Source organism: Streptomyces calvus, from assembly GCF_006782915.1.
GTDB lineage: Bacteria > Actinomycetota > Actinomycetes > Streptomycetales > Streptomycetaceae > Streptomyces > Streptomyces calvus.
On record NZ_VCNP01000045.1, the window covers coordinates 108,521 to 131,594 of the forward strand.

The 23,074-nt window shown below is 74.7% G+C and carries 16 protein-coding genes; 5 read left to right on the top strand and 11 right to left on the bottom strand.

The features are described 5' to 3' along the window. The first annotated feature begins 95 nt into the window (after positions 1–95). A complete protein-coding gene (locus tag FGW31_RS22435) occupies positions 96–3,647 on the top strand; it encodes an nSTAND1 domain-containing NTPase (protein WP_233452551.1) in 3,552 nt (1,183 codons plus the stop codon). On the opposite strand, the gene FGW31_RS22440 is transcribed toward FGW31_RS22435, so the two are convergent. Next, a complete protein-coding gene (locus FGW31_RS22440; protein WP_142195267.1) occupies positions 3,648–3,947 on the bottom strand; it encodes an NIPSNAP family protein in 300 nt (99 codons plus the stop codon). It abuts the gene before it with no gap. 240 nt (positions 3,948–4,187) lie between these two features. On the opposite strand from FGW31_RS22440, the gene FGW31_RS22445 reads away from it, so the two are divergent. The 3 genes from FGW31_RS22445 to FGW31_RS36120 all read left to right on the top strand — a co-directional run bounded on the left by FGW31_RS22445 (position 4,188) and on the right by FGW31_RS36120 (position 8,927). Further along, entirely contained in the window at positions 4,188–6,836 is a 2,649-nt protein-coding gene (locus FGW31_RS22445; protein ID WP_142195268.1) for an alpha/beta fold hydrolase, read from the top strand. Beyond that, positions 6,833–7,777, top strand: coding sequence for an ABC transporter permease (locus FGW31_RS22450; protein ID WP_142195269.1), 945 nt, complete (start codon positions 6,833–6,835; stop codon positions 7,775–7,777). The genes FGW31_RS22445 and FGW31_RS22450 overlap by 4 nt, the downstream gene beginning before the upstream one ends. Positions 7,778–7,943: 166 nt before the next feature. Then, entirely contained in the window at positions 7,944–8,927 is a 984-nt protein-coding gene (locus tag FGW31_RS36120) for a chaplin (RefSeq protein WP_142195270.1), read from the top strand. A 460-nt stretch (positions 8,928–9,387) separates the two neighbouring features. Here FGW31_RS36120 and FGW31_RS22460 read toward each other — a convergent pair whose 3' ends face one another. Both FGW31_RS22460 and FGW31_RS22465 read right to left on the bottom strand, forming a co-directional pair. Continuing rightward, positions 9,388–10,662, bottom strand: coding sequence for an NAD(P)-binding domain-containing protein (locus tag FGW31_RS22460; RefSeq protein ID WP_142195321.1), 1,275 nt, complete (start codon positions 10,660–10,662; stop codon positions 9,388–9,390). 2 nt (positions 10,663–10,664) lie between these two features. Next, positions 10,665–11,906, bottom strand: a complete 1,242-nt coding sequence (locus FGW31_RS22465) for a carboxylate--amine ligase (protein ID WP_142195271.1) — start codon at positions 11,904–11,906, stop codon at positions 10,665–10,667. 171 nt (positions 11,907–12,077) lie between these two features. On the opposite strand from FGW31_RS22465, the gene FGW31_RS22470 reads away from it, so the two are divergent. Then, on the top strand, positions 12,078–13,412 hold the full coding sequence (locus tag FGW31_RS22470; RefSeq protein ID WP_142195272.1) for a glycoside hydrolase family 26 protein: 1,335 nt from the start codon (positions 12,078–12,080) through the stop codon (positions 13,410–13,412). A 23-nt stretch (positions 13,413–13,435) separates the two neighbouring features. On the opposite strand, the gene FGW31_RS22475 is transcribed toward FGW31_RS22470, so the two are convergent. The 8 genes from FGW31_RS22475 to FGW31_RS22510 are packed head-to-tail and all read right to left on the bottom strand — an operon-like array spanning position 13,436 to position 22,850. Further along, the gene (locus tag FGW31_RS22475; RefSeq protein WP_142195273.1) at positions 13,436–14,086 is read right to left on the bottom strand and encodes a YveK family protein; all 651 of its coding nucleotides are present in this window, start codon (positions 14,084–14,086) and stop codon (positions 13,436–13,438) included. After that, on the bottom strand, positions 14,083–15,246 hold the full coding sequence (locus tag FGW31_RS22480; RefSeq protein ID WP_142195274.1) for a glycosyltransferase: 1,164 nt from the start codon (positions 15,244–15,246) through the stop codon (positions 14,083–14,085). The genes FGW31_RS22475 and FGW31_RS22480 overlap by 4 nt, the downstream gene beginning before the upstream one ends. 1 nt (position 15,247) lies before the next feature. Then, positions 15,248–16,012: a polysaccharide deacetylase family protein gene (locus FGW31_RS22485; protein WP_142195275.1), complete on the bottom strand. Its 765-nt coding sequence runs from the start codon at positions 16,010–16,012 to the stop codon at positions 15,248–15,250. Beyond that, positions 15,996–17,708: a murein biosynthesis integral membrane protein MurJ gene (gene murJ / locus FGW31_RS22490; RefSeq protein ID WP_142195276.1), complete on the bottom strand. Its 1,713-nt coding sequence runs from the start codon at positions 17,706–17,708 to the stop codon at positions 15,996–15,998. Before murJ ends, FGW31_RS22485 begins: the two co-directional genes overlap by 17 nt. Then, the gene (locus FGW31_RS22495; RefSeq protein WP_142195277.1) at positions 17,705–19,048 is read right to left on the bottom strand and encodes an O-antigen ligase family protein; all 1,344 of its coding nucleotides are present in this window, start codon (positions 19,046–19,048) and stop codon (positions 17,705–17,707) included. Before FGW31_RS22495 ends, murJ begins: the two co-directional genes overlap by 4 nt. Positions 19,049–19,054: 6 nt before the next feature. After that, entirely contained in the window at positions 19,055–20,476 is a 1,422-nt protein-coding gene (locus FGW31_RS22500; protein WP_142195278.1) for an exopolysaccharide biosynthesis polyprenyl glycosylphosphotransferase, read from the bottom strand. Then, positions 20,473–21,717 carry a glycosyltransferase family 4 protein gene (locus FGW31_RS22505; RefSeq protein ID WP_182674732.1) on the bottom strand — a complete coding sequence of 415 codons (1,245 nt, stop codon included), beginning with the start codon at positions 21,715–21,717 and terminating at the stop codon, positions 20,473–20,475. The genes FGW31_RS22500 and FGW31_RS22505 overlap by 4 nt, the downstream gene beginning before the upstream one ends. Before the next feature lie 44 nt (positions 21,718–21,761). Further along, positions 21,762–22,850 (bottom strand): DUF3344 domain-containing protein, encoded by a 1,089-nt coding sequence (locus FGW31_RS22510; RefSeq protein ID WP_142195280.1) that lies wholly within the window; start codon positions 22,848–22,850, stop codon positions 21,762–21,764. Positions 22,851–23,074 lie beyond the last annotated feature (224 nt).

Here is a 23,074-nt window from a genome sequence, read left to right on the forward strand (position 1 = left end):
CGGAGAGAAGGCGAACGCGGTGCCGGTCTTGGGGACCGGTGGATCGGGGGGCATGGCGTGTCGACGGGCGTTGACTCGGTCGTGAGTGGTGCCGGATGAGACACCGGATGCAGGTGCTGCTCCAGATCATGCTGGTGCTGACTGCCTCCTTACTCGGCATCACCACCAACTACGCCACGAGTACGGACGATGCGCCGTGGGCGCTGCAGATGATCCAGCGGTTCTCGGTCCCGGCGATCGGGCTGCTGGTGGTGGCCATGGTGGTCGGACAGGTCGTGGTGTACCGGCTGGAGAACCCCGCGCCACCGCAGGTCGACTGGCCACGTGACCGGGTGCCGTACCCGGGGCTGGACGCGTACGACGAGGACGAGGCGGCCGTCTACTTCGGCCGGGAGGCGCAGGCTGCCGAGCTGACGCGCAGGTTGCACGCCACCGCGACGCGACCCGCCGACCGCTTCCTCCTGCTGGCCGGAGCGTCCGGCAGCGGCAAGTCCTCACTGGTGCGGGCCGGGGTGTTGCCCCGGCTCAGGGAGCGCCGGTGGACCGTTGTTCCGCCCTTTTCACCCGGACCGAATCCGCTGGGCGCCCTGGCCGCGGCCCTCGCGGCGGCTTCCGGAGAACGGGAAAGCGCCGGCCTCGTGCTGCGGCGGCTGCGCCAGGGGCCGGACGCCCTGCGGGCGGAGCTGGCTCGGCTGCGCGGCGGCCGGTTCCGGCGGACACTCCTGGTCGTCGACCAGTTCGAGGAGCTCGTCACCCTCGGGGGCGAGCGGGAACGAGCCCACTTCCTCGACTTGCTGCGCACCTGCCTGGAGCAGGACCCTTCGGTCCGGGTGCTGGCCACGCTCCGCGTGGACCTCCTGGGCAGGCTCCTCGGCAGCGCTCACGCCGATCTCTTCCAACACCCCGTGGCGATCGGCACCCTGGGCAGGGCTCAGCTCGCCGAAGTGGTGGCGGCACCCGGGGCTCTGGTGGGCCTCTCGTTCGCCCCCGGCGTGGTCGACACCATCGTGAACGAGACGGGCACCGACGATGCCCTTCCGCTGCTCGCCTACCTCCTCCAGGAGCTGTACTTCGCGTCCGGCCCCGGGGGAACGGTCACCGAGGAGCTGTACCAGCGGCTCGGCGGCGTACCGGGCGCACTGGCACGGCAGGCCGATGTCACCGTGGCCGGCCTCGGCACGGGCGACACCGTCGACTTCGTCCTGCGCGTGCTGCTGAAGTTCGTCACCGTGGAGGGGCAGGAGGTCGCCCGCCGCCACGTGCCGCTGTCGGACCTCACCGAACGCGAGCGGCACGTGGTGGACGCGTTCATCGACGCCCGGCTGCTGCGGTCCGACGTACGCGAGGACGCGGTCACCGGCCAGGAACCGTATGCGCAGGTGACCCACGAGGCCCTGTTCCGGCAGTGGGCGCCGCTGCGTCAGGAGGTGGAGGCCCGGGCCGAACGGCTCCGGGAGCGCGCGGAGCTGGAGCGGTGGGCCGAGGACTGGGAGCGATCCGGGCGCAGCGTCGACTACCTCCTCACCGGCGAACGGCTCACCGTGGCCCGGCGCTGGCTCGAGGCCCTGGACGAGGCCGGACAGACGTCGGCGCCCGCGCGGGCGCTGGTGGAGGCTTCGCAGCGCCGGGACCTCGCCTTCCTGAGCCGCGTCTCCGACAGCATCGGCCGGCAGGTCCTCAGCAGTGCGGAGACCGAACCCGAGCGAGCCCTGCTGCTGTCGCTGGCCGCACTCGGCGAGTGCACGCCGACACCCTCGGCGCGTCGGGGCCTGATGGCCGCGCTGGCCGCCAGCCACCCGCGCACCCGCCTCGACGGACACACCGACACGGTCCGTGACATCGCCTGGTCGCCTGACGGGAGACTGCTCGCAACGGCGTCCCGGGACGGTACGGCCCGCGTCTACGACGCCCGGTCGGGACGGCCCCTGCTCGTCCTGCCGTCCGACGGCGCGATGGTCGAGTCCGTTGCCTGGTCACCCGACTCGGCACAGGTGGCCACTGCCGGCCGGGACCATGTCGTACGGATCTGGGACGCCGCTTCCGGCGAGCCCGTACGGCTGCTCACCGGAGCCGGCGACATCGGCAGGCAGGTGGCCTGGTCGCCCGACGGGCTGCACGTCGCCGCCACGTTCAAGGACCGAGTGGTCCGCGTCTGGGAGGCCCGGACGGGCCGGCTCGTGCACGAACTGCGCGGACACGGCGACGACGTATGGGGTGTTGCCTGGTCACCGGACAGCGACCTCCTCGCTTCCGCCTCCCACGACCAGACGGTGATCGTGTGGGACCGCACGACAGGAACGGCCACCACCACCCTGACCGGGCACACGGACTTCGTCGAAGGCATCGCCTGGTCCCCGGACGGGCGTCGCATCGCGTCCGGCTCCGGTGACCACACCGCACGCGTCTGGGACGCGGCGACGGGCGAGCTCCGACTGCTGTTGCGCGGACACACCGACTACGTATGGAACCTCGCATGGTCGCCGGACGGCCGGATGCTGGCCTCCGCCTCCTCCGACCGGACCGTACGGATCGTCAACGCCGAGGACGCGAAAGTCCTGGCCGTTCTGCGCGGACACACCGACACCGTGTGGGGAGTGACCTGGTCGCCCACCGGCACTCAGCTCGCCACCGGCTCGACCGACGGCACAGGCATGGTGTGGGACCTGCGTCCGCGCGGCGCCGAGGCCACCGTCTTCGACGGGCACGACGGTCCGGTGAACGAGGCCGCGTGGTCCGGCGACGAGTGCCGTGTCACCACCGCGTCCGACGACGGCAGCGTGCGGATCTGGGACGCGGCGACGGGCGCTTCCGCCGGACCCGTGATCGGAGTCGGGGACCGCGTGTGGAGTGTGGCCTGCTCGCCGCACGGGGACCGGCTCGCGCTCAGTACCAACGGCGGACTGTTCCGGGTCGTGGACGGGAACGGCCGCACACTTTTCGAGCAGTGCGGGGAGGTCGTCGAGGGATGCGCGTGGTCCCCGGACGGCCGGCGCATCGCAACCGGCGGGCACGACGGTGCCGTCCGCGTCCTGTCGGCGCACGACGGCACCGAGTTGATGAAGCTCACGGAACACCAGGACTGGGTGGGTCGCGTGGCCTGGTCACCGAGCGGACGGCTGCTCGCCAGCTGTTCCGACGACCGGACCTGCCGGCTGTGGGACACCAGCGACAGCCGACAGCTCACTGTCCTGCGCGGACACGACAACTATGTCGAGGACGCGGCCTGGTCCCCGGACGAGGCACGTGTCGCCACGGCCTCGGGTGACTGGACGGCTGCCGTGTGGGACGCGGCCACCGGGCGCCGCATTGACGTTCTGAGAGGACATGAGGGGCGGGTCCGTGCCGTCGCCTGGTCGCCCGACGGCAGATACGTCGCCACGGGAGCCGACGACCGCACCGTACGGGTGTGGTCCGCGGCCACGTTCGAGGAAGTCGCTGTCGTCGGTGTCCACCAGGACAAGGTGACCTCGGTGGCGTGGTCCCGCGACAGCGCACGCCTGCTGACCGGCTCCGCCGACGGAACGGCACGCGTCTGGCCCGCGGAGCCGGACTACGACCGGCTGGAGGCGGTCGCGCGGGCAAGGGTCTTCCGCACGCTCACGGAGGAGGAACGACGGCACCACATGCTGCCGCTCGACCACCCGTGATCAGTAGACCTGCTCGATCGTGCGGTCGTCGGTGTGAAGGAGGTAGTCGTCCGGGTTCAGGTTCATCGCCTTGCGCTCGGGCGACGACCAGTACAGCGCGTTGCGCTCCTGGAACGTCTCGGGACCGTCGTAGGAGATCAGCCATACGAACTGGTTGCGCTCCCGCTCCACCCAGGCCCCGCCGATGGTGAAGCCGAGCTTCAGCCGGAGCGGCACGATCTCCTGCCGCCAGCGGTCGACCCACTCGTCGAGCATGCCGTCCCGAACCGTGTACGTGCGCAACTGCGTGGTCATGGGCATCGCGGACATCCTCCTGGCGTTCGGTCGTCGTGACACAGCCTAGGGAGACCAGCGGCCGTCGTAGGGGCGTTCTCCAGGACGATTCCCTTTGCCGAACCGGAACCAGTTCCGACACGGCCTGAGGACGGTGTCGTACCGCGGGCGCGGTATGTCGTGGGCCTCGTGTACGACGCCGGGAGGTGCCCCGGTTCCGTCTCCGGTCGACATCTTCCCGACAGGTTCGCCCCGTACCGTTGACGCATGGATCTTCGACTGCCCGGACCGCGGTGGCTGCGGCGGCCGCGACGGGCCCTCGCCGCCGCGGCCGCCGTCGTCGTGCTCGCCGGTGCCGGTACCTGGAGCGCCGTCGCCTCGGACGACGTGCCCGCGGTCCACCGCGCCGACCGGGTCGTGGCCGTGGGTGACGGGGTGCGCATCGACACGTCGTACTTCAGCGCGGGCCCGGACGGCCGCCGGCCCGCCGTGCTGCTCGGGCACGGCTTCGGCGGCAGCAAGGACGACGTGCGGCAGCAGGCCGAGGACCTCGCCCGCGACGGGTACGCGGTGCTGACGTGGTCCGCGCGCGGCTTCGGGGAGTCGACCGGGAAGATCGGGCTGAACGATCCCGAGGGCGAGGTCGCCGACGTCTCCCGGCTGATCGACTGGCTGGCGCAGCGGCCCGAGGTCGAACTCGACGAGGACGGCGACCCGCGGGTCGGCATGGCCGGCGGTTCGTACGGCGGCGCCATCGCCCTGCTCACCGCGGGGCACGACGACCGGGTCGACGCGATCGCCCCGGCCATCACCTACTTCGACCTCGCCGACGCCCTGTTCCCCGGCGGCGTGTTCAAGAAGCTGTGGGCCGGCATCTTCGTCAACTCCGGCGGCGGCTGCGCGAACTTCGAGCCCGCGCTGTGCCGGATGTACGAGCGGGTCGCCGAGTCCGGCGTCCCGGACGCCGAGGCGCGCGAACTGCTCGAGGAGCGCTCGCCGTCCGCCGTCGCGGACCGCATCGACGTGCCCACGCTGCTGGTGCAGGGCCAGTCCGACTCGCTCTTCCCGCTCGGCCAGGCCGACGCCGCCGCCAAGGCGATCCGGGCCAACGGCGCCCCGGTCGACGTCGACTGGATCGCCGGCGGGCACGACGGCGGCGACCTGGAGAGCGACCGCGTGCAGCAGCGCGTGGGCGCCTGGTTCGACCGGTACCTGAAGGGCGACGAGAGCGCCGACACCGGCCCCGCGTTCCGCGTCACCCGCACCGGCGGCGTCGACTCCACCGACGGCCAGGCGCTGCTGCGCGGCGCGAGCGCCGACACCTACCCGGGCCTGGCGAGCGGCGGCCGGTCCTTCCCGCTCACCGGACGCGAGCAGAGCTTCGCCAACCCGGCCGGCGCCAACCCGCCCGCCGTCTCCGCCCTGCCCGGCCTCGGCGGCTCCGGCGGACTCGCCCAGCTGTCCTCGCTCGGCGTCGGCGTCTCCCTGGACTTCCCCGGCCAGTACGCCCGCTTCGAGTCCGCCCCGGTCGCCCGTGACCTGCGCATCACCGGATCGCCGACGGTCACCGTGCACGTCGCCTCGACCAGCGAGGACGCCGTCCTGTTCGGCAAGGTGTACGACGTCGGCCCGGACGGCCGGCAGCAGGTGCTGCCCTCGCAGCTCGTCGCCCCGGTCCGCGTCGAGGACGCCGCATCCGGCAAGGACGTCACGCTCACGCTGCCGGCCGTCGACCACGAGGTGCAGCAGGGCCACCGTCTGCGTCTCGTCCTCGCCTCCACCGACCTCGGCTACGCCTCCCCGGCCGCCCCGGCGACGTACACCGTCTCCCTGAAGAGCGACCTCACCGTGCCCACCGCGCCCGGCGTCGACACGGCCGCGGCCCCGCTGCCCGCCTGGGTGGTGTGGCTGCCGGCCGCCGGTGCCGCGGTCGCCGTGCTCCTGCTGCTGACCGGCCGCCGCCGCACCACCGCCCCGGCCCCCGACCCCGAACTGGCCGGTGTCCCGCTGCAGATCACCGGCCTGAGCAAGCGCTACGCCCGCTCCTCGGACCGGTACGCCGTGCGGGACCTGTCCTTCCGCGTCGAGCGGGGCCAGGTGCTCGGACTCCTCGGACCCAACGGCGCCGGCAAGACCACCACCCTGCGCATGCTGATGGGCCTCATCGGGCCGGACGGCGGCGAGATCCGCGTGTTCGGCCACGCCATCCGCCCCGGCGCCCCCGTGCTGTCCCGCGTCGGTGCCTTCGTCGAGGGCGCGGGCTTCCTGCCGCACCTGTCCGGCCGGGAGAACCTGGAGCTGTACTGGAAGGCCACCGGCCGCCCGGCCGAGGACGCCCACCTGGACGAGGCACTGGAGATCGCCGGCCTCGGCGACGCCCTCGCCCGCGCGGTCCGCACCTACTCCCAGGGCATGCGCCAGCGCCTCGCCATCGCCCAGGCCATGCTGGGCCTGCCGGACCTGCTGATCCTCGACGAACCGACCAACGGCCTCGACCCGCCGCAGATCCGCGAGATGCGCGAGGTGATGATCCGGTACGCGGCCGCCGGACGCACCGTGATCGTCTCCAGCCATCTGCTGTCGGAGGTCGAGCAGTCCTGCACGCACCTCGTCGTCATGGACCGCGGGCAACTCGTCCAGGCAGGCCCGGTGCACGAGATCGTCGGCTCCGGCGACACCCTGCTCGTCGGCACCGACACGCCCGTGGACGAGCCGGTCGCCGAGAAGATCGCCGCGCTGCCGGGCGTCGCCTCGGCGGTCCGCACCGACGAAGGGCTGCTGGTGCGGCTGGACGCCGACGGCAGCGCTCCGCGGCTGGTCGCCGAACTGGTCCGGCTGGAGGTGCCCGTGGCGTCGGTCGGCCCGCACCGCCGCCTCGAAGACGCCTTCCTCACCCTGATCGGAGGTTCCGCATGAGCACGCTCACCGAGCGGAACGAACCCGCCGAACCGGCCGGAACCACCGGAACCGGGACCTCCGGGACCGGGGGAAGCGCCGGGCCCGGCGCCGGACCCGCCGAGGTCGCCGACGGCTACCGCGCCGGCCGCACGCTGCCGCTGCGCGTCGAACTGGTCCGCCAGCTCAAGCGCCGCCGCACCCTCGTCATGGGCGCGATCCTCGCCGTCCTGCCGTTCGTCCTGGTGGTCGCCTTCGCCATCGGCGGCGAGCCGGACGGCCGCGGCAACCGGATCAACCTGATGGACACGGCCACCGCGTCCGGCGCCAACTTCGCCGCCGTCAACCTGTTCGTCTCCGCCGGCTTCCTGCTGGTCATCCCCGTCGCCCTGTTCTGCGGTGACACGGTCGCCTCCGAGGCCGGCTGGTCCTCCCTGCGCTATCTGCTCGCCGCGCCGGTGCCCCGGATGCGGCTGCTGTGGTCCAAGCTGGTCGTCGGCCTCGGACTCAGCCTCGCCGCGATGGTGCTGCTGCCGGTCGTGGCGCTCGCCGTCGGCACGGCCGCCTACGGCTGGGGCCCGCTGCGGATCCCCACCGGCGGCGCCCTGGACCCCGGCACGGCGGCGCAGCGACTGGTGATCGTGGTGGCGTACCTCTTCGTGTCGCAACTGGTCACCGCCGGGCTCGCGTTCTGGCTGTCCACCCGCACCGACGCGCCGTTGGGCGCGGTCGGCGGCGCCGTCGGACTGACCATCGTCGGCAATGTGCTGGACGCCGTCACCGCCCTCGGCGACTGGCGTCACTTCCTGCCCGCGCACTGGCAGTTCGCCTGGGCGGACGCCGTCCAGACCACTCCGGAGTGGTCCGGCATGATCCAGGGCGCGGCGGTGTCCGTGACGTACGCGCTCGTGCTGTTCGCGCTGGCCTTCCGGGGGTTCGTGCGCAAGGACGTGGTGTCCTGACGCCCCGCCCGGGGCGTCCTCCCACCCCGGCCCGCGCGCGCCTGCCGCGCGGGCCAACCGGGTGAACCTGCGCAACCGATTCCCACGAGTCGGGTTGATGAGGACGTAGGCCACTCTCCACGCCGGGGCCGGCCACTCCCATTCTTCAAGCAGGAAGACAACCACATTGCGACAGACCCTGAGCAGGGGAGTGTTCGCGGCGGCAGCCGCCACGGGCATTCTGTCCCTGTACGGAACCCCCGCCCTCGCCGACTCGTTCGCGGGGGGCGGTGCCGAGGATTCTCCCGGTGTGCTGTCCGGGAACAACGTCCAGGTGCCGGTCCACGTGCCGGTCAACGCCTGCGGCAACACCGTCACCGTGGTCGGCGCGCTCACCGGCGCGCACGACAACACCTGCGTCAACGCCTCCAAGTCCGAGCACGGCGGGGCCGGGCACGGCGGGTCCGAGCACGGCAGGTCCGTGCACGGCGGGTCCGGTGGCGCGCACGCGGAGGGCGGAACGAAGGGCTCACCGGGTGTGGGCGCCGGGAACAACGTGCAGGCACCGGTCCACGTGCCGGTGAACGTGTGCGGCAACAGCATCAGCGGGGTCGCGCTGTTCCAAAAGGTGTCCGGCAACGTCTGCGCCAACGTCTCGGACCACGGTGCGCACAAGGCCGGTGACCACTCGTCCGACTCCTCCTACGGTGACTCCCACGGCGGCTCCGGTGGCGCGTACGCGGACGACGGCGCGAAGGGCTCGCCGGGTGTGGGCGCCGGGAACAACGTGCAGGCACCGGTCCACGTGCCGGTGAACGTGTGCGGCAACACCATCGGCCTGATCACCGCGCTCAACGCCGCCTACGGCAACACCTGCGTCAACGAGACCGGTTACGGCGAGGACGACGCGCCCGGTTACGGCGGCGAGGACGGGCCCGGTTACGGCGAGGAGGACGTGCCCGAGAAGCAGACGCCCGAGCCGCCGGTCAAGGTCAAGACGCCTCCGGCGCCGGGCGCCGAGGAGCCGCCGGCCGAGGCGGAGCCCGGCAACCCGCCGCACCTGGCCGAGACCGGCAGCGCGGGCGTGCTCGCCGCTTCGGCGGCCGGCGCCGTGATGATCACGGGCGGGGCGATGCTGTACCGCCGCGGCCGTCTCGCCGCCCGCCGGTAGAGCGCCGCGGGGGCCGGGCCCGCCCCACCCGGCACCCGCACCCACCGCATACACACCTCGTCCCCCGGACCGACCCTCATGGGCCGGTCCGGGGGACGAGGTGTTGTACGCCACCGGTCGGCGGCCCGCCGGCCGACGCCTCACCACCGACTCGACGGCCCGGCGACCTCAGGCCTCACCGACTTCACCGGTTCACGCCTCGGCGACCGCACCGGCTGACCGGCTCACCGACGAGGCCGCTCACCGAACTCACCGAACTCACCGAACTCACCGAACACACTGAACACACCGGCTCACTGGCTCACCGCCTCGGCGACCGCACTGGCTCACCGGCTCGCCGATGAGGCCGCTCACCGAACTCACCGAACTCACCGAACACACCGAACGCACTGAACACACCGGCTCACTGGCTCACCGCCTCGGCGACCGCACCGGCTGACCGGCTCACCGCCTCGGCGGCTCAGCGGCTCACCGGCGCCGGCGCCCCGCTGCGGCTGCTCCCTCCCGGGCCGACCGGCACCGGCACCGTCCCGTGCACCGGCGTCCCCCTGAGCCGTCGGCGCACCCCCTGGACCAGCGTCGACGCCGTGAACGTGGCGCCGTGCACGAAGCGCATCGCCGGGCCGAAGCCGGACGCCGTCACCAGGCCCGCCAGGAACAGCCCGGGGTGCGAGGACTCGAAGCCGCGGTCCACCGCCGGCGAGCCGTCGGGCAGCGCCGCAAGCGTGCCGCGCAGCTCCGCGGAGAGCAGCCCGAGCCGGTCCCGGTGCGCCTTGAACCCCGTGGCCGCGATGACGTGTTCGGTCTCCAGTGCGCGCCGCGCGCCGGTCCGGTCGGTCAGGTCGAGGCGCAGCCCGCCCGGTACCGCGGCGGCCGCCGTGACCTCGAGACCCGGCAGCAGGTCCACCGCCCGCTCCACCCGCTCCCGCACCCACCAGGCGCCCGCCGGGCCCAGCGCCGTGGCCGCGATGCGCGACCGGGTCGCCTCCGGCAGCCGCCGGAACAGGCCGGGACGCTCGGAGTAGAACCAGTTCCGCCAGCCGGGGCCGAGCCCGCTGTGCGGTGAGCGGACCGACTGCCACCAGGGACGCTCCCACGGCGGCGGCACGTCGTTCCACCGCAGCCGCTCCGCCCGCGCCAGCACCCGTACCCGCGTGCCCTGTTCGGCGAGGAGCGCCGCGGTCTCCAGGGCGGCCTGGCCGCCGCCGATCACCGTGACGTCCTTGCCCTGGAAGCGGCCCAGGTCGTTGTGGTGGCTGCTGTGCGTGACGAGCGCCGGGTGCAGGCCGCGCAGCGCCGGCGGCACCTCGATGAACGGCATCACCCCGACCGCCAGCGCCACCGTCCGCGCGTACAGCGCCTCACCGTCCTCGGTCACCACGGTGAAGCCGCCGGGCCCCGACGACACCCGCGTCACCGTGCGCTCGTCCACCTCCGGCACGGCGTTGCGGGCGAACCACAGGCCGTAGGAGGCGAACGCCTCCACCGGGATCGGGTGCGCGTGACGCGCCGTCAGGCCCTGTTCGGTGCAGTACGCGTCGAGGCGCCAGCGTCCGGCAGGGTCGGACAGGTTGGACGCCCACGGCTCGGACTTCAGGAACATGCCGCCGGGCATGTTGTCCCGCCAGGACGCCATGGGCCGGCCGAACACCCGCAGGGTCAGTCCGGCGGCCGCGGCGTGGGAGGCGATCGACAGACCGTACGGACCGGCGCCCACCACCAGGAGGTCGTACATCATCAACTGCTCGCTTTCTCGTTGTCGGTCAGCAAGGGCGTGGCCGCCCGGGGAGCCGGTACGGGAACCGCCGGGACCAGCCGCTGCCGCAGCCGGCCGGACACATGGCGGGCCCACAGCGCCCACATCACCCATCCGGGAACACGGTCGTCACCGGCGTACCAGGCCAGTTCGCGTCCGCCGGGTGCCGTGCGCAGCGCGGCGAACGGCGCGTAGTTCTCCACCACGAACGACCGCCCGGCCACCGGCTCACCCTCCGGCAGCGGACGCCCGGTCAGATCCAGGTGCAGCGCGCGTACGACGTCCAGTCCCGCGCTGTCCGCGAAGAGCCGGAACTGGGCGCCGGGGCGGGGGTTGAAGTCGAGGAGGTGGTAGCGGCCCGTGCTGCCGCTGCGGCGGAAGTCCAGGTCGAGGACGCCGCGGTAGCCCAGCGCGCCGACGAGCCGTCCGGCGAGCGCGCACACCTCGGGGTTGGGGGTCCAGTGGCCGACCGCGGTCAGTCCCGCGCCGCGCGGCCAGGCCAGCTGCTTGCGGCCCGGGCCGCCCGCGCGGACGGTGCCCGAGCGGTCGGCGTAGCCGTGGAAGAACCAGTCCAGGTCCGCTCCCGGCGCCAGATACGCCTGGAGCAGCAGCGGACTGCCCGCCTCCGCGGTCCGCAGGTACAGCTCCCGGGCCTGCCGCGGGGAGTGCACCAGCTGTGTGCTGCGCAGACCGCTGCCGGGCGGCAGCAGCCAGGGCCGGCTCCACTTCGCCACCACGGGCAGGCCCAGGCGCAGCGCGTCGTCGGCGGCCCGCTGCGGGCTGTCCGGGATCAGCGTCGTCGGGTGTGGGAGGCCGGCGGAGGCGCACACGGCGGCCAGTTCGGCCTTGTCGGCGACGCGTTCCGGCAGCCCGGCCGGGACGTCGGGCAGCAGATAGGACGGGGTGAGCTCCGCGCGCAGCCGTCCCGCGGCGATCGCGGTCGCGTCGTCCATCGGGACCAGTACCGCCGGCCGTCCCACGCGGGCGGCCACCTCGCGCAGCGCCGCGAGGATCTCCGCGTCGGACGCCCCCGGGCGCGGCGGGGGATGCAGGCGGCGCACATAGCGCGAGCGGCGGACGGGACTGTTGTCGGCGTCGGCGACGACGTGCACCTCCACCCCGGCCCGGCCGAGCGACCGTACGGCCCCGAGCGTTCCGTGGTGAAAGGGATTCCGGTCGATCCGCAGCAGTACGGCGGGGACGCGGGTGTCGAGCTGCGACACGCGTTCTCACTTCCTTCCGGCGTTCGGCTCACCCGCACGGGGGAGCCCGGCACTCGAAAGCCGCAGTGACATTGGCACCGCCGGATCTCCTGTGCCTGACTTCATATGACTGTCCGTCAATAGCGAGGACTTCGGGCAAGAGGCGGACGAGAGCGAGAAGAGGAGCAGCCGATGGCCGCACAGCACAGACGGGTCCGGGCCCGCGGGACGGCCGTGGGGGTGGTCGCGGCCTTCGTGTCGGCCGCTCTGGCGGCCGGTCCGGCGGCGGGGGCGGTGCGCGCCGACGACTCCGCCCCGGCGGTGCCGTCCCCACCGCGGCCCACGGCCGCGCCCACCGCCCCCGCCGCACCGTCGGTCCCGACGCCGTCCGTCCCGACGCCGTCGGTCACCGTGCCGTCGATCAAGCCGCCGTCCGTCACCGTCCCGTCCGTCCCGGTGCCGGGACGCGGAGTCCCGGCCTTCGGCGCGTTCCTCGCCTCCGACGGCCGGGGCGTGGCCCGGATGGAGCAGCTCAGCCGCTGGCTCGGCGACGCCGAACTCCGCGTCGGGCACACCTACCTGCCCGGCAACCACTGGAGCGACATCGAGGGCGACATCGGGTTCCTGGAGTCGTGGGCGCAGTGGCGCAACGCCCGCAAGGACCGGATGCTCGTCCTCAACGTCCCCATGCAGGAGCGCAACGAGGCCGGAGTCTCCGACGACGAGGTCCGCCGACTGCTGCGGCGGGGGGCGTCCGGGGAGTTCGACCACCACTTCCGCGCCCTCGCCGAGCGGCTGGTCGAGCTGAAGGTGCCGGACACCGTCCTGGTCCTCGGCTGGGAGATGAACGGCGTCACCTACACCCACCGGTGCGGCCCCGACCCCGAGTCCTGGAAGAAGTACTGGAACCGGATCGTCACCACCATGCGCGCGGTGCCCGGCCAGAAGTTCCGCTTCGACTTCACGCCGAGCCGCGGCCGGGACGCCGTTCCCTGGACGGAGTGCTACCCGGGCGACGACACGGTCGACATCATCGGCATGGACTCCTACGACCAGCCGGCCGGCCGCTCCTTCGACGAACAGGTCTCGGAGCCGTACGGGCTGCAGGCGCACGTCGACTTCGCCAGGGCCCACGGAAAGCCGATCTCCTACCCCGAGTGGGGCCTGTTCCGCAACGGCGACAACCCCGAGTACATGCGGCGCATGCTCGCCTGGATGGACAAGCACCGCCCGCTGTACAACACGGTGACCGACTACTGCCCGCACGGCGTGTGGCAGTGCGGAGCCAACCCGGAGTCCTCCCGCGTCTACCGCTCCGTCCTGTCCGGCCGCACCCACGACGCGGACCCGCAGACCACCCCGGAGCCGACGCCGGAGACCACCCCGGACGCAACGCCCGTACCGGCCACGCCCGCCGAGCCGACGCCCCCGCAGAACTGCTCGCCGCTGGACCTCGGCCCGGTGGTGGAACACTGGCTTGGCGGACGGCTCTGCCTGCGCATCGACTGGTGGTCGCGCACCCGCTAGCGGCACCGCCGCCCCGGCCGCCGTCACCGCTGCACGTCGGCGGCGGCGGCCGGACCAGGCACCGAGGCGGCCGGCACCGGGTCCTCGTCCCGGCCCGGCCGTCCGGGCCGCACGAGCAGGGCCAGACCGCCCAGCAGCCCGCCGGCACCGGCCCCCACCAGCGCGGTCGTCGTCGACGAGGCGGACGCCGGTTCGCCCGGCTTCACCGCACGCGAGAACTGCACCAGCCGCACCTGTGTGCTGCCCCGGGTGTCCTCCGCGTGCCGGGTCAGCGCGCGGGTCACGGCGTTCGCCATGTCGACGGCCAGCTCCGGATCCGTGGAGGTGGCGGTGACGGAGACCATCGGCGCGTCCGGCGAGGTCGCCGTGCGCACGCTGTCCCGCAGCGTGCGCACCGGCACACCGGCCCACACCTGCGCGTCGCCGAGCACCGCGAGCTGCGTGGCGACCCGGCCGTACGCCTGCGCGAAACCGCGCGCCGCCTCCGGGGTGGCGTTCTCGGCCGGTACGGCGACGACGTAACTGGTGGCCGCGTACTGCGCGGGCGTGAGCAGGCCGTACGCGCCGCCGCACAGACCGCCGGCGAGCGTGCCTGCCACCAGCGCGGACCAGGCCGGCAGCGTGCGGACGCGGTCCAGCGTCGTACGCAGCCGACGGGTCGGGGTGTCGGTCATGACGGGCTTGCTCCCTGAAGACGTCGAGGTGCGGGGGACGATGACGAGCCGGTGACGGCTGCCGCGTACACGTCCATGAGGCGGGCCGTGCTGCGGGTGATGCTGTAGTGGTGGGCGGCCTCGCCGGCCGTGCGCGGTCGCGGGCCGGCCGCGCGGACCTCGGCGATCGCGCGCGCGTACGCCGCAGGGCCGCCGCGCACCCGCCGGGCGCCGGCCGCGGCCGCCGGCGGCAGGTCCTCGATCGCCGGGCAGGAGGCGTAGAGCACGGGCAGGCCGGACGCCAGCGCCTCCACGGCCGCCAGGCCGAAGGCCTCCTCGGCGGACGGGGAGGCGAACAGGTCCATCGCCGCGGTGAGCGAGGGCAGGTCGGGGCCGGGGGAGCCGTCGGGGACGCAGGGGCGTTCACCGGTGAACAGGACCCGCCCGGCGACGCCGGCCTCGTGGGCCGTGCGGCGCAGCAGGTGCTCCTCGGGCCCGCCGCCCACCAGCAGCAGCCAGTGGTCCGGCGGAAGCAGGGCGAGCGCCCGGACCAGGACGTCGAACCGCTTGCCCCGGGCGAGCCGGCCGACCCCGCCGACGACGAACGCCTCCTGCGGCAGACCGAGCCGCCGGCGGGTGCGCTCCCGGCGCCCGGCGTCGAAGCGGAAGCGGTCGATGTCGATGCCGTTGGGGACGACCTCGATGCGCGGCGCGGGCACGCCCCAGCGCTTCAGCCGCTCGGCGACCGTCGGGGAGACGGCGACGGTCGCCGAGCCGAGCCGCTCGCTCGCCAGGTACAGCGCCCGCACCCCCGGCGTCAGCCTGCGACCCTCCATCTGGGTGTCGCCAAGGGAGTGTTCGGTGGCGACGACCGCGCGGACCCCGGCGGCCCGGGCGGCGAGCCGGCCGTACACGCAGGCCCGGTACAGGTGCGTGTGCACCAGGTCGTAGCGGCCGGTACGGATGAGCCGCACCAGCCGGGGCAGCACGGCCAGGTCGCGGTTGCCGCCCATGCCGAGGTGCACCACGCGGACACCGTCGGCATCGAGCCCCGCGGCGACCGCGCCGGGGTTGGTGAGCGTCACCACGTCGCAGTCGACGGGCAGATGACGCAGCAGCAGCCGCAACTGCTGCTCCGCCCCGCCGACGCCGAGACCGGTGATGATGTGCAGCGCCCTCATCTCAGACCCCCTCCACGGGTCGCCGGCGCAGCCGGTGCAGCCGGAGCTTGAGGTGCAGGCGCCACGCCGTGTCGTTCTGGCCGACGTGCGCGCGCGGCAGGGCGTGCGGGCCGGTCAGCGGGCCCGGGTCGATGGCGCACGCGTAGCCGTAGCCGGCCTTGCGCACGGCCTCGACGGCGCGCGCGTCGACCGTGCCGTACGGGTAGCAGAAGCCGTCGACCGGGGCGCCGGTCAGTTCGGTGAGCCGGGCGCGGCTCTCGGCGACCTCGGCGGTGAGGGCGGCGTCGTCGGCGCGGGTGAGGTCGACGTGGGTGAGTCCGTGCGAGCCGATCTCGATGCCCTCGGCGGCGGCCCGCCGGATGCCGTCGGCGGTCAGCAGCGGCTTGCGCGGACCGAGCGGGTCCCAGGCGTTGTCGCCGCCGAGCCGCCCCGGCAGGACGAAGAGGGTGGCGCCGCAGTCGTACCGCCGCAGCAGTGGCAGCGCGCCGGTGAGGAAGTCGGTGTACCCGTCGTCGAAGGTGAGGCCGACCAGGCCCCGGCCCTCGCCCCGGGCGCGGGCGGCGAGCAGAGCGGCCACGGACACGCCGCGCAGCCCGCGCCGGCGCAGCCAGGCCAGCTGCCGCCCGAGCCGCTCCGGTGTGACCGTGATGCGGTACGGGTCGTCCGAGCAGTCGCCCACCGAGTGGTACATCGCCACCCACGGGACGGGCCCCGGGCGGGGCGCGGGGAGCCTGCCGGTGCCGACGGAATCAACGGAAGCGGCCATGTGTGAGCCTTCGTGTGACGGCGCGTACGGAGCGCGCGGCGGATGCGGGGCCCCGGCCGCCGACGACGGACAGGGCGAACGGGGCGAAGACGGCGGTGACGGCCAGGCAGCCGGCCGCCAGGCCTGCCGCCGGGGAGGCGAACCGGCTCGCGGCGAGGAGTCCGGCGGTCACGGCGAGCGCCGAGGCGAGCACGGGCCGGGCCAGCTCGGCCAGGACCCGGCGGGCGCCGACCGTCACGCCGGGACGGTCGCCGGAGCGGGCCGCGCGCAGGCCGGTCAGCAGCAGGGCGGCGGTGACGGTGATGCCGAAGGCGTTGGCGGCGGCGATCCCCGCCACGCCCCAGCGGCCCACGGTGAGCGCGCCGATCACGGATGTGGCGACGATGCCCGCCGCCATCACACCGACCGGGTACCAGCGGGGCCGGCCCGCCGAGAAGTAGCAGCGGACCAGCGCGCCCACCAGCGTCTGGCCCAGCAGGCCGAGCGCGTACACGCGCATCACGCCCGCCGTCGCCGCGGTGTCGGCGGCGGTGAACGCGCCGCGCTGGAAGAGCAGTTCGATCATCTGCGGGGCGCAGGCGACCACCGCGGACATGCCGGACAGCACCACGCAGGAGGCCAGCACCAGGTCCCGCTCCACCCGGGTGCGGGCCCGCTCGGTGTCGCCGTCCGCGAGCGCCCGCGCCACCACGGGGAAGGTGACGGTGCACACCATCAGCGACAGCGTCATCGGGATCTGCGCGACCTTCTGCGCGTAGTTCAGGTGCGAGATGGCCCCGGCGGGCAGCGAGGAGGCCAGGAAGCGTTCGACGAGGACCTGCGACTGGCGGCACAGCGCGAACAGCAGCACGGCGGCGATCAGCGCGAGCCGCATCGGCCGCTCCTCCGCCGCGGGTCCGGCCACGGCGGGCTCCGGGGCGGTGCGGGAGGCCAGTTGCCGCCACAGCGACGGCAGTTGCACCAGCACCATCAGGCAGCCGCCCACCGCGACCCCGACCGCCGCCGACCGCACTCCCCACTCCCCGCCGAGCAGGAACATCGCCGCGATGATCCCGGCGTTGTAGGCGACGTAGATCGCCGCCGGCGCGAGGAAGCGGCGGTGCGCCCGCAGGGCGGCACTGCAGTACCCGGCCAGCCCGAAGGCCAGCAGGCTGACCGCGGTGAGCCGGGTGCAGTCCACCGCCAGGCGGGGATCGGGCAGGCCCGGCGCCAGGGCCCGGACCAGGTAGGGGGCCGCGGCGGCGGCCAGCGCGGCGACCGCGGCGAGCGCCAGGCACAGCCGCGGCAGGGTCGCCGCGACCAGTTCGCGCACCGGGTCGCCGGCGGCGCCCCGGGCACGGCGGGCCAGCGCCAGGCTGAACGCCGGGATCAGCGCGATCGCCAGCCCGTCCTCGATGAGCAGCGTGGCCGCGATCTCCGGCACGGTCCAGGCGACGAGGAAGGCGTCGGTGTCGCTGCCGGCCCCGAACAGCCGGGCCAGCGACTGGTCGCGGACCAGCCCGAGCAGCGACCCGGCGATCGACAGGGACGCCGTGACCAGCGCGGCCCGGGCGAGGAACCTCCGCGACACCGGCCCCGGATCACCGCCGCGGGCCGGCTCCGGTGTCCCGGCGTCCGCCGTGTCCCCGGTGCGGGGAGCGGCCACCTGGGGTCCGTCCGTGCGGGGGCCGGGCGCCGGTGAGGGCAGCACCGTCATCGCGTCACCGCCTCCTCCACCCGGCCGGGCGCGCCGGCCCGGTCCGCGGTGTCCGCCGGCTCGTCACGGGCCAGCGCCCACCAGGCCACCAGGCCCAGCGCCAGCCCGGTGAGCACGGTCGAGGGGCCGCCGATGTCGCCGTACACGAAGTCGGTCAGCTGCCACAGCAGCAGGCCGCAGGCGACGAGCGCGCAGTCGAACCCGGGCCCGTGCCGACGCACCCGGGCCAGCGCCCGCACCGCGCACACCAGCAGCGCCAGCCAGCTCCCGGCGAGCGAGAGCAGCCCGACCAGGCCCTGCTCGCTCAGCACCAGCAGGTACATGCTGTGCGGCGACAGCAGCGGCTGCCGGTGGTACGTCTCACCGGCGCCGCCGATGTCGCTGCCCGACGACAGCGCCAGGGCCGCGTGGGCGTCGCGGTGTTCGGGGAAGTTCTTCAGGCCGACGCCGGTCAGCGGGCGTTCGTGCCACATGCCGACGGCCGCCGCCCACAGGGCGTACCGGTCGACGACGGACTGGTCCGGGGCGTCGGTGACCGCCGCGATGGAGCCGATCCGCTGCTCCAGCATCGCCGTACCGACGCCGAAGCCGCCCATCAGGACCACCGCCGCGGCGGCCACGACCGCCACCGCCTTCAGCGCGCGCCGCAGCCCCGCCAGCGCCAACTGCACCGTGCAGGTCAGGGCGGTCGCGATCCAGGCGCCGCGGCTGAAGGAGAGCGCCAGCGGCAGCGCCAGCACCAGCGCGCAGCCCGCGGCGACGGCCCGCTGCCGCACCGGGCCCCGGCCCAGCGCGATGCCGGCCGCGCACACCAGGCCGAGCGACACGGCCGTCGCCATGCCCATCACGTCCTGCGCGCCGAACGTGCCCACCGCCCGCACGGTCTCGCCCCGGTAGGAGGCGCCGGTGCCGGTGACGTACTGGTGCACGCCGACCGCGCCCTGCCACAGCCCGAGCCCGACGAACGACCAGGCCAGCACCCGGAAGTCGGCGCGGCCGCGCAGCAGCACCAGCACCGCGGCCGGGACGAGCACGAACACCTGGAGGTAGCGGCCGAGACCGCCGAGCCCCGTCGCCGGCGTGGCCGCGCCCATGGCGGCGAGCGCGAGCCCCGCCACCGGCAGCCCGAGCACCACGGCCGCCACCGGCGTCAGCGGCCTGCGCCGCTCCCGCAGCAGCCGCACCACGCAGTACCCCACCACCAGCGCGGACACCACGTCGGCCGGCCCCGCGCCGTCTCCCGGCAGCGGCAGGGCCAGCAGCGCGGGCACCGCCACCAGCGGCAGGACCGGCACGAGTGCGGCGGCCCGGCGCGGCAGCGGTACGAGGACGTGGCTCACGTGGCGTCAGCTCCCCGTCGGACGGACCAGCGTGGCCGCGGTGCGCAGCAGGATGCAGACGTCCCGCCACAGCGACCAGTCGTCGATGTAGGCGTTGTCGAACCGGCAGCGGTCCTCGATCGAGGTGTCCCCGCGCAGCCCGTGCACCTGGGCCAGCCCGGTGATGCCGGTGCGCATGCGGTGCCGGGTCGCGTAGCCGGGGTAGGTGCGGCTGAACTGAGCGACGAAGTAGGGCCGTTCGGGACGCGGGCCGACCAGGCTCATGTCGCCGCGGAGCACGTTCCACAGCTGGAGCAGCTCGTCCAGGGAGGTGCGCCGCAGCATGCGGCAGAACCGGCGCATCTCCTGCTCGTTGGCCACGCTCCACCGGGTCGCCGACTCGTGCTCGTCGACCGGCCGGTGGGTGCGGAACTTCAGCAGCGTGAACGGCCTGCCGTCGACGCCGATCCGCTCCTGCCGGAACACCACGCCCGGCCCGTCGCTGATCCGCAGCGCCAGCGCGCACCCCAGCAGCAGCGGACCGGCCAGCAGCAGCAGCGTCCCCGACACCACGATGTCGAGCAGCCGCTTGCCGAAGCCGCCGCCGCGCACCGGGGCGAGCTCCAGCCGCCGGCAGGCGAACCCGGCCAGCCGCTCCCGCGCCGGATACGGCGCCGGGCCGGGGTCGACCTCCCAGACGGCGCAGCCGGAACCGGCCAGGGTCCGCAGCAGCGCGTCGTGTTCGGTCCGCGCCGAGGGGTCGACGACGAGCACCGCCCGCACCGCGTTCTGGATGACCGCCCGCTCGACCTCCTCGTCCGTGCGCAGCACGGGAACGCCCTCGCCGCCGTCCGGCTGCCCGGCGACGATCCCCACCGGACGCACCCCGGACCGCGGATGCCGCAGCACCGCGGCGGCCACCCGCTGCGCGGTCGCCACCGGCCCGACGACGAGCGCGGGGTGCGGCCGGCGCAGCAGCACCGCACGCCGCCTCCCGTGCACCGCCGCGCGCAGGGCGCAGCACACCGCCGCCTGCACGGCGCACCCGGCCAGCACGGCGCCGGCGGACAGCGCCGACTCCGGCCGGTACGCCGCCCACAGCGCGGCCGTCGCCAGCCAGGCCACCGCGATCCGCCCGCACACGGCGGGCAGTTCGTCCAGCAGGGCCGGCACGTGCGGGCGGAGGCCGCGCGGGCGCAGCAGCAGCGACGCACCGGCCAGCAGGGCGACGAGCGGGGTGTGGAAGCGGTCGCCGGTGAGCAGGGGGACGGCCGCCGCGACGGCGACGGCGTCCGCGAGGAGCAGCGGCGCCCGCGCGGGCGGCCGGGGCAGCGCGGCGGGCAGCCGGGGCCCGGGGCCGGCGCCGCGCGACGACATGACGGAGACGGGCGGGATCCCGTGGTCCTGTGGCGGTACGCCGGGGGACGGCACGGTGCGTTCAGCGGTCACGAGTGGATGGACTCCCTGTGCTCGAAGGGCTCGACGCGCCGCGTCGTGCGGTCGGCCCCGGCGCCCCCGGCCGCCCGGTGGGGGCACGCTCTCGTCGTGTCGGGCCGGCTGCCGAGCACGTCGCGGTAGACGTCGGCGACGGCCTGCGCGGTGTGCCGCACGTCGTGCAGGGACAGCACGTGCCGGCGGCCCCGCTCGCCGAGCGCCGCGCGCAGCGGCGGGTCGAGCAGCAGCGCGCCGACGGCCCCGGCCAGCGCGTCCGGGTCCTCCGGCGGCACCAGGCACTCGGCGGTCAGCGCGGACGGCAGGCTCTCGCGCGCGCCGTCGACGTCCGTGACCACCACCGGCCGGCCGCAGGCCATCGCCTCCAGCGGCGCCAGCGCCATGCCCTCCCAGCGGGACGGCAGGACGACCACGTCGGCCGCCTGGTACCAGCGGGAGACGTCCGTGACGGCCCCGGCGAACAGCACGGACGGCGGGGCGGCGGCGCGCAGCCGGTCGCGTTCCGGGCCGTCGCCGACCAGGACGAGACGGGCGTCGGGCACCCGGCGGGCCACGGACCGCCAGGCCCGCAGCAGCACGTCCTGCCCCTTCTGCCGGCACAGCCGGCCCACGCACACGGCGAGCGGCGCCTGTGCGGGCAGCCCGGCCAGCGGCGGCAGCACGGCCCGTACGGTGTCGGCGGTGGCCGGACGGAAACGCTCCGGGTCGACGCCGTTGGGGACGACGGCCCACCGGCCGGCGATGCCGGCGCGCACGCCGGTGGCCCGTTCGGCCTCGCTCACGCACACCACGCGCGAGGCCCAGCGTGCCGCCCACCGCTCCCAGCGCAGCGCGAGGGCCGCGGTGCCGCCGCCCACCGCCTCGAACGACCAGGCGTGCGGCTGGAACACGGTGGGGATGCGCCCGCGCACCGCCAGCCGCCCGGCGAGCCCGGCCTTCGCGCTGTGCGCGTGCACCAGGTCGGGACGCACCTCGTCGATGAGGCGGGCCAGTTGCCGTACCTCCCGGGCCAGTGAGGGGCCCGGCGAGCGCGTCGCCCGCCAGGGCCGCACGTGCGCGCCGAGGGAGCGGAGCCGGGCGGCGAGCGGGCTGTCGGGGCAGACGGCGGTGACGTCCAGGCCGTCCGCCAGCTGTGCCCCGACCAGGTCCGTCACGACGCGGGCCACCCCGCCGTCGACCGGCTGGGTGAGGTGCAGGACCCGCGGCCGGGGGCCGCGGGACGACAGGTCCGTGGACACGGTTCCCTCACGTGCGCTGATGCCCGGAACGGGGGAGTTCGTACTCACTGCCGGGCGTCGACGGAGGCGAAGAGCACACCGGCCCACGCCGCGTCCCGCTGGGAGGTGAGCCGGAAGGTGGCCCGGTCACCGGCGTGCGGCAGTCCACCCGCGAGGTCGAACACGTCGGAGTCGTAGCCGAGGGTGTTGGCGTACGCCGGCACGCGCGCCGGCGCGGTCCGTCCGGGGTCGGTGATGGTGGAGTTCAGGACGTCGTCGACGGGGTTGGCCCGGTCGGCGAAGGCGGTGGCGGGGGAGTCGCCGGCGGTGAGGAGGAGCGAGTCGCCGGTGGTGCCGCGGTCGCCGTTGTACGCCACCAGCCCGACCCGGCCGCCCGCACCGGCCGCGAACGGCAGGTCCTGCAGCGGGAACTCGGCGCCCGCGCGGGAGCCCAGCGGCGCGAAGCCGTCCCAGACCGACAGGTGCCGCAGCGGCTCCGCCGCGTTCTCGTACGCCACCACCAGCGTCCAGCCGCCCCAGGCACCGGCAGCCGACTTGCCGCCGGCCACGTTGACCTGGGCCACCGTGTACAGGCCGGCTCCGCTGTCGCGGACCAGCGACGTCACGTCCGCCGAGGCCTGGAAGGCGTCCGCGCCGTCCGCGACCCGGTGTCCGACCACCGTGTCCGCGAGCAGCTCCTTGTAGTCGCCGCCCGGTTCGGCGACGAGCACCCGCCCGTTGTCCTGGGACGGCTTCTGCTCGCCGACGAGCAGGTTGCCGCCCCAGTACAGGCGCGCGTACGTCACCCGGGCGCCGTCGGGCAGCCGGACCTCGGCGCGGGAGGAGTTGTAGGTGTTGGGGTCCTTGTCGACGTCGATGTAGCCCATGTCGAAGTCGCCGTTCACGCCGTGCCCGCCGGTCTGCACGTCCCGGCACGCGGACCGGGAGCCGCGGCAGGTGGCGGAGGCGTTGGCGGCGCGGACGATGCCGCCGTGCTGCACTGCCCGGTACCGCTGGGTGAAGGCGAGGCCTTCGGCCTCCGGCGCGGGCGCGAGGGGCGCGGCGACCGCGGGGCCGCAGGGTACGCAGGTCGCGGCGAGGGTGAGGGCGCCCACCGTCGCACGGCGAAGCAGCTGACCCAGGGAATGGCGCATGACCGTCGGAGCCTTTCGGAAGGGGGGAGGCGGCGGCAGGCAACGGGGACGAGTGCGATGCGTCCGCCCGTGAGTGTGCTTCGGAGGTTCGCAACTCTAGCCACCAAACGGACAAATTCACCGAAATTCGGTGAACGGTGCCAAGTGTGTTGAAATCGTGAAGTCGCGTGGCGTCGTGCCAAGGCACGGAAACCGGTGTGCCGACACCACGGGTGCCGCCCCAT

Bases quoted from the DNA above. Each gene is read 5' to 3' on its own strand.
- FGW31_RS22435 (WP_233452551.1), top strand. From the start codon at position 96: ATGAGACACCGGATGCAGGTGCTGCTCCAGATCATGCTGGTGCTGACT.
- FGW31_RS22445 (WP_142195268.1), top strand. From the start codon at position 4,188: ATGGATCTTCGACTGCCCGGACCGCGGTGGCTGCGGCGGCCGCGACGG.
- FGW31_RS22510 (WP_142195280.1), bottom strand. From the start codon at position 22,850: ATGCGCCATTCCCTGGGTCAGCTGCTTCGCCGTGCGACGGTGGGCGCC.
- FGW31_RS22450 (WP_142195269.1), top strand. From the start codon at position 6,833: ATGAGCACGCTCACCGAGCGGAACGAACCCGCCGAACCGGCCGGAACC.
- FGW31_RS22440 (WP_142195267.1), bottom strand. From the start codon at position 3,947: ATGCCCATGACCACGCAGTTGCGCACGTACACGGTTCGGGACGGCATG.
- FGW31_RS22475 (WP_142195273.1), bottom strand. From the start codon at position 14,086: ATGACCGACACCCCGACCCGTCGGCTGCGTACGACGCTGGACCGCGTC.
- FGW31_RS22480 (WP_142195274.1), bottom strand. From the start codon at position 15,246: ATGAGGGCGCTGCACATCATCACCGGTCTCGGCGTCGGCGGGGCGGAG.
- murJ (WP_142195276.1), bottom strand. From the start codon at position 17,708: ATGACGGTGCTGCCCTCACCGGCGCCCGGCCCCCGCACGGACGGACCC.
- FGW31_RS22470 (WP_142195272.1), top strand. From the start codon at position 12,078: ATGGCCGCACAGCACAGACGGGTCCGGGCCCGCGGGACGGCCGTGGGG.
- FGW31_RS22485 (WP_142195275.1), bottom strand. From the start codon at position 16,012: ATGGCCGCTTCCGTTGATTCCGTCGGCACCGGCAGGCTCCCCGCGCCC.
- FGW31_RS22460 (WP_142195321.1), bottom strand. From the start codon at position 10,662: ATGTACGACCTCCTGGTGGTGGGCGCCGGTCCGTACGGTCTGTCGATC.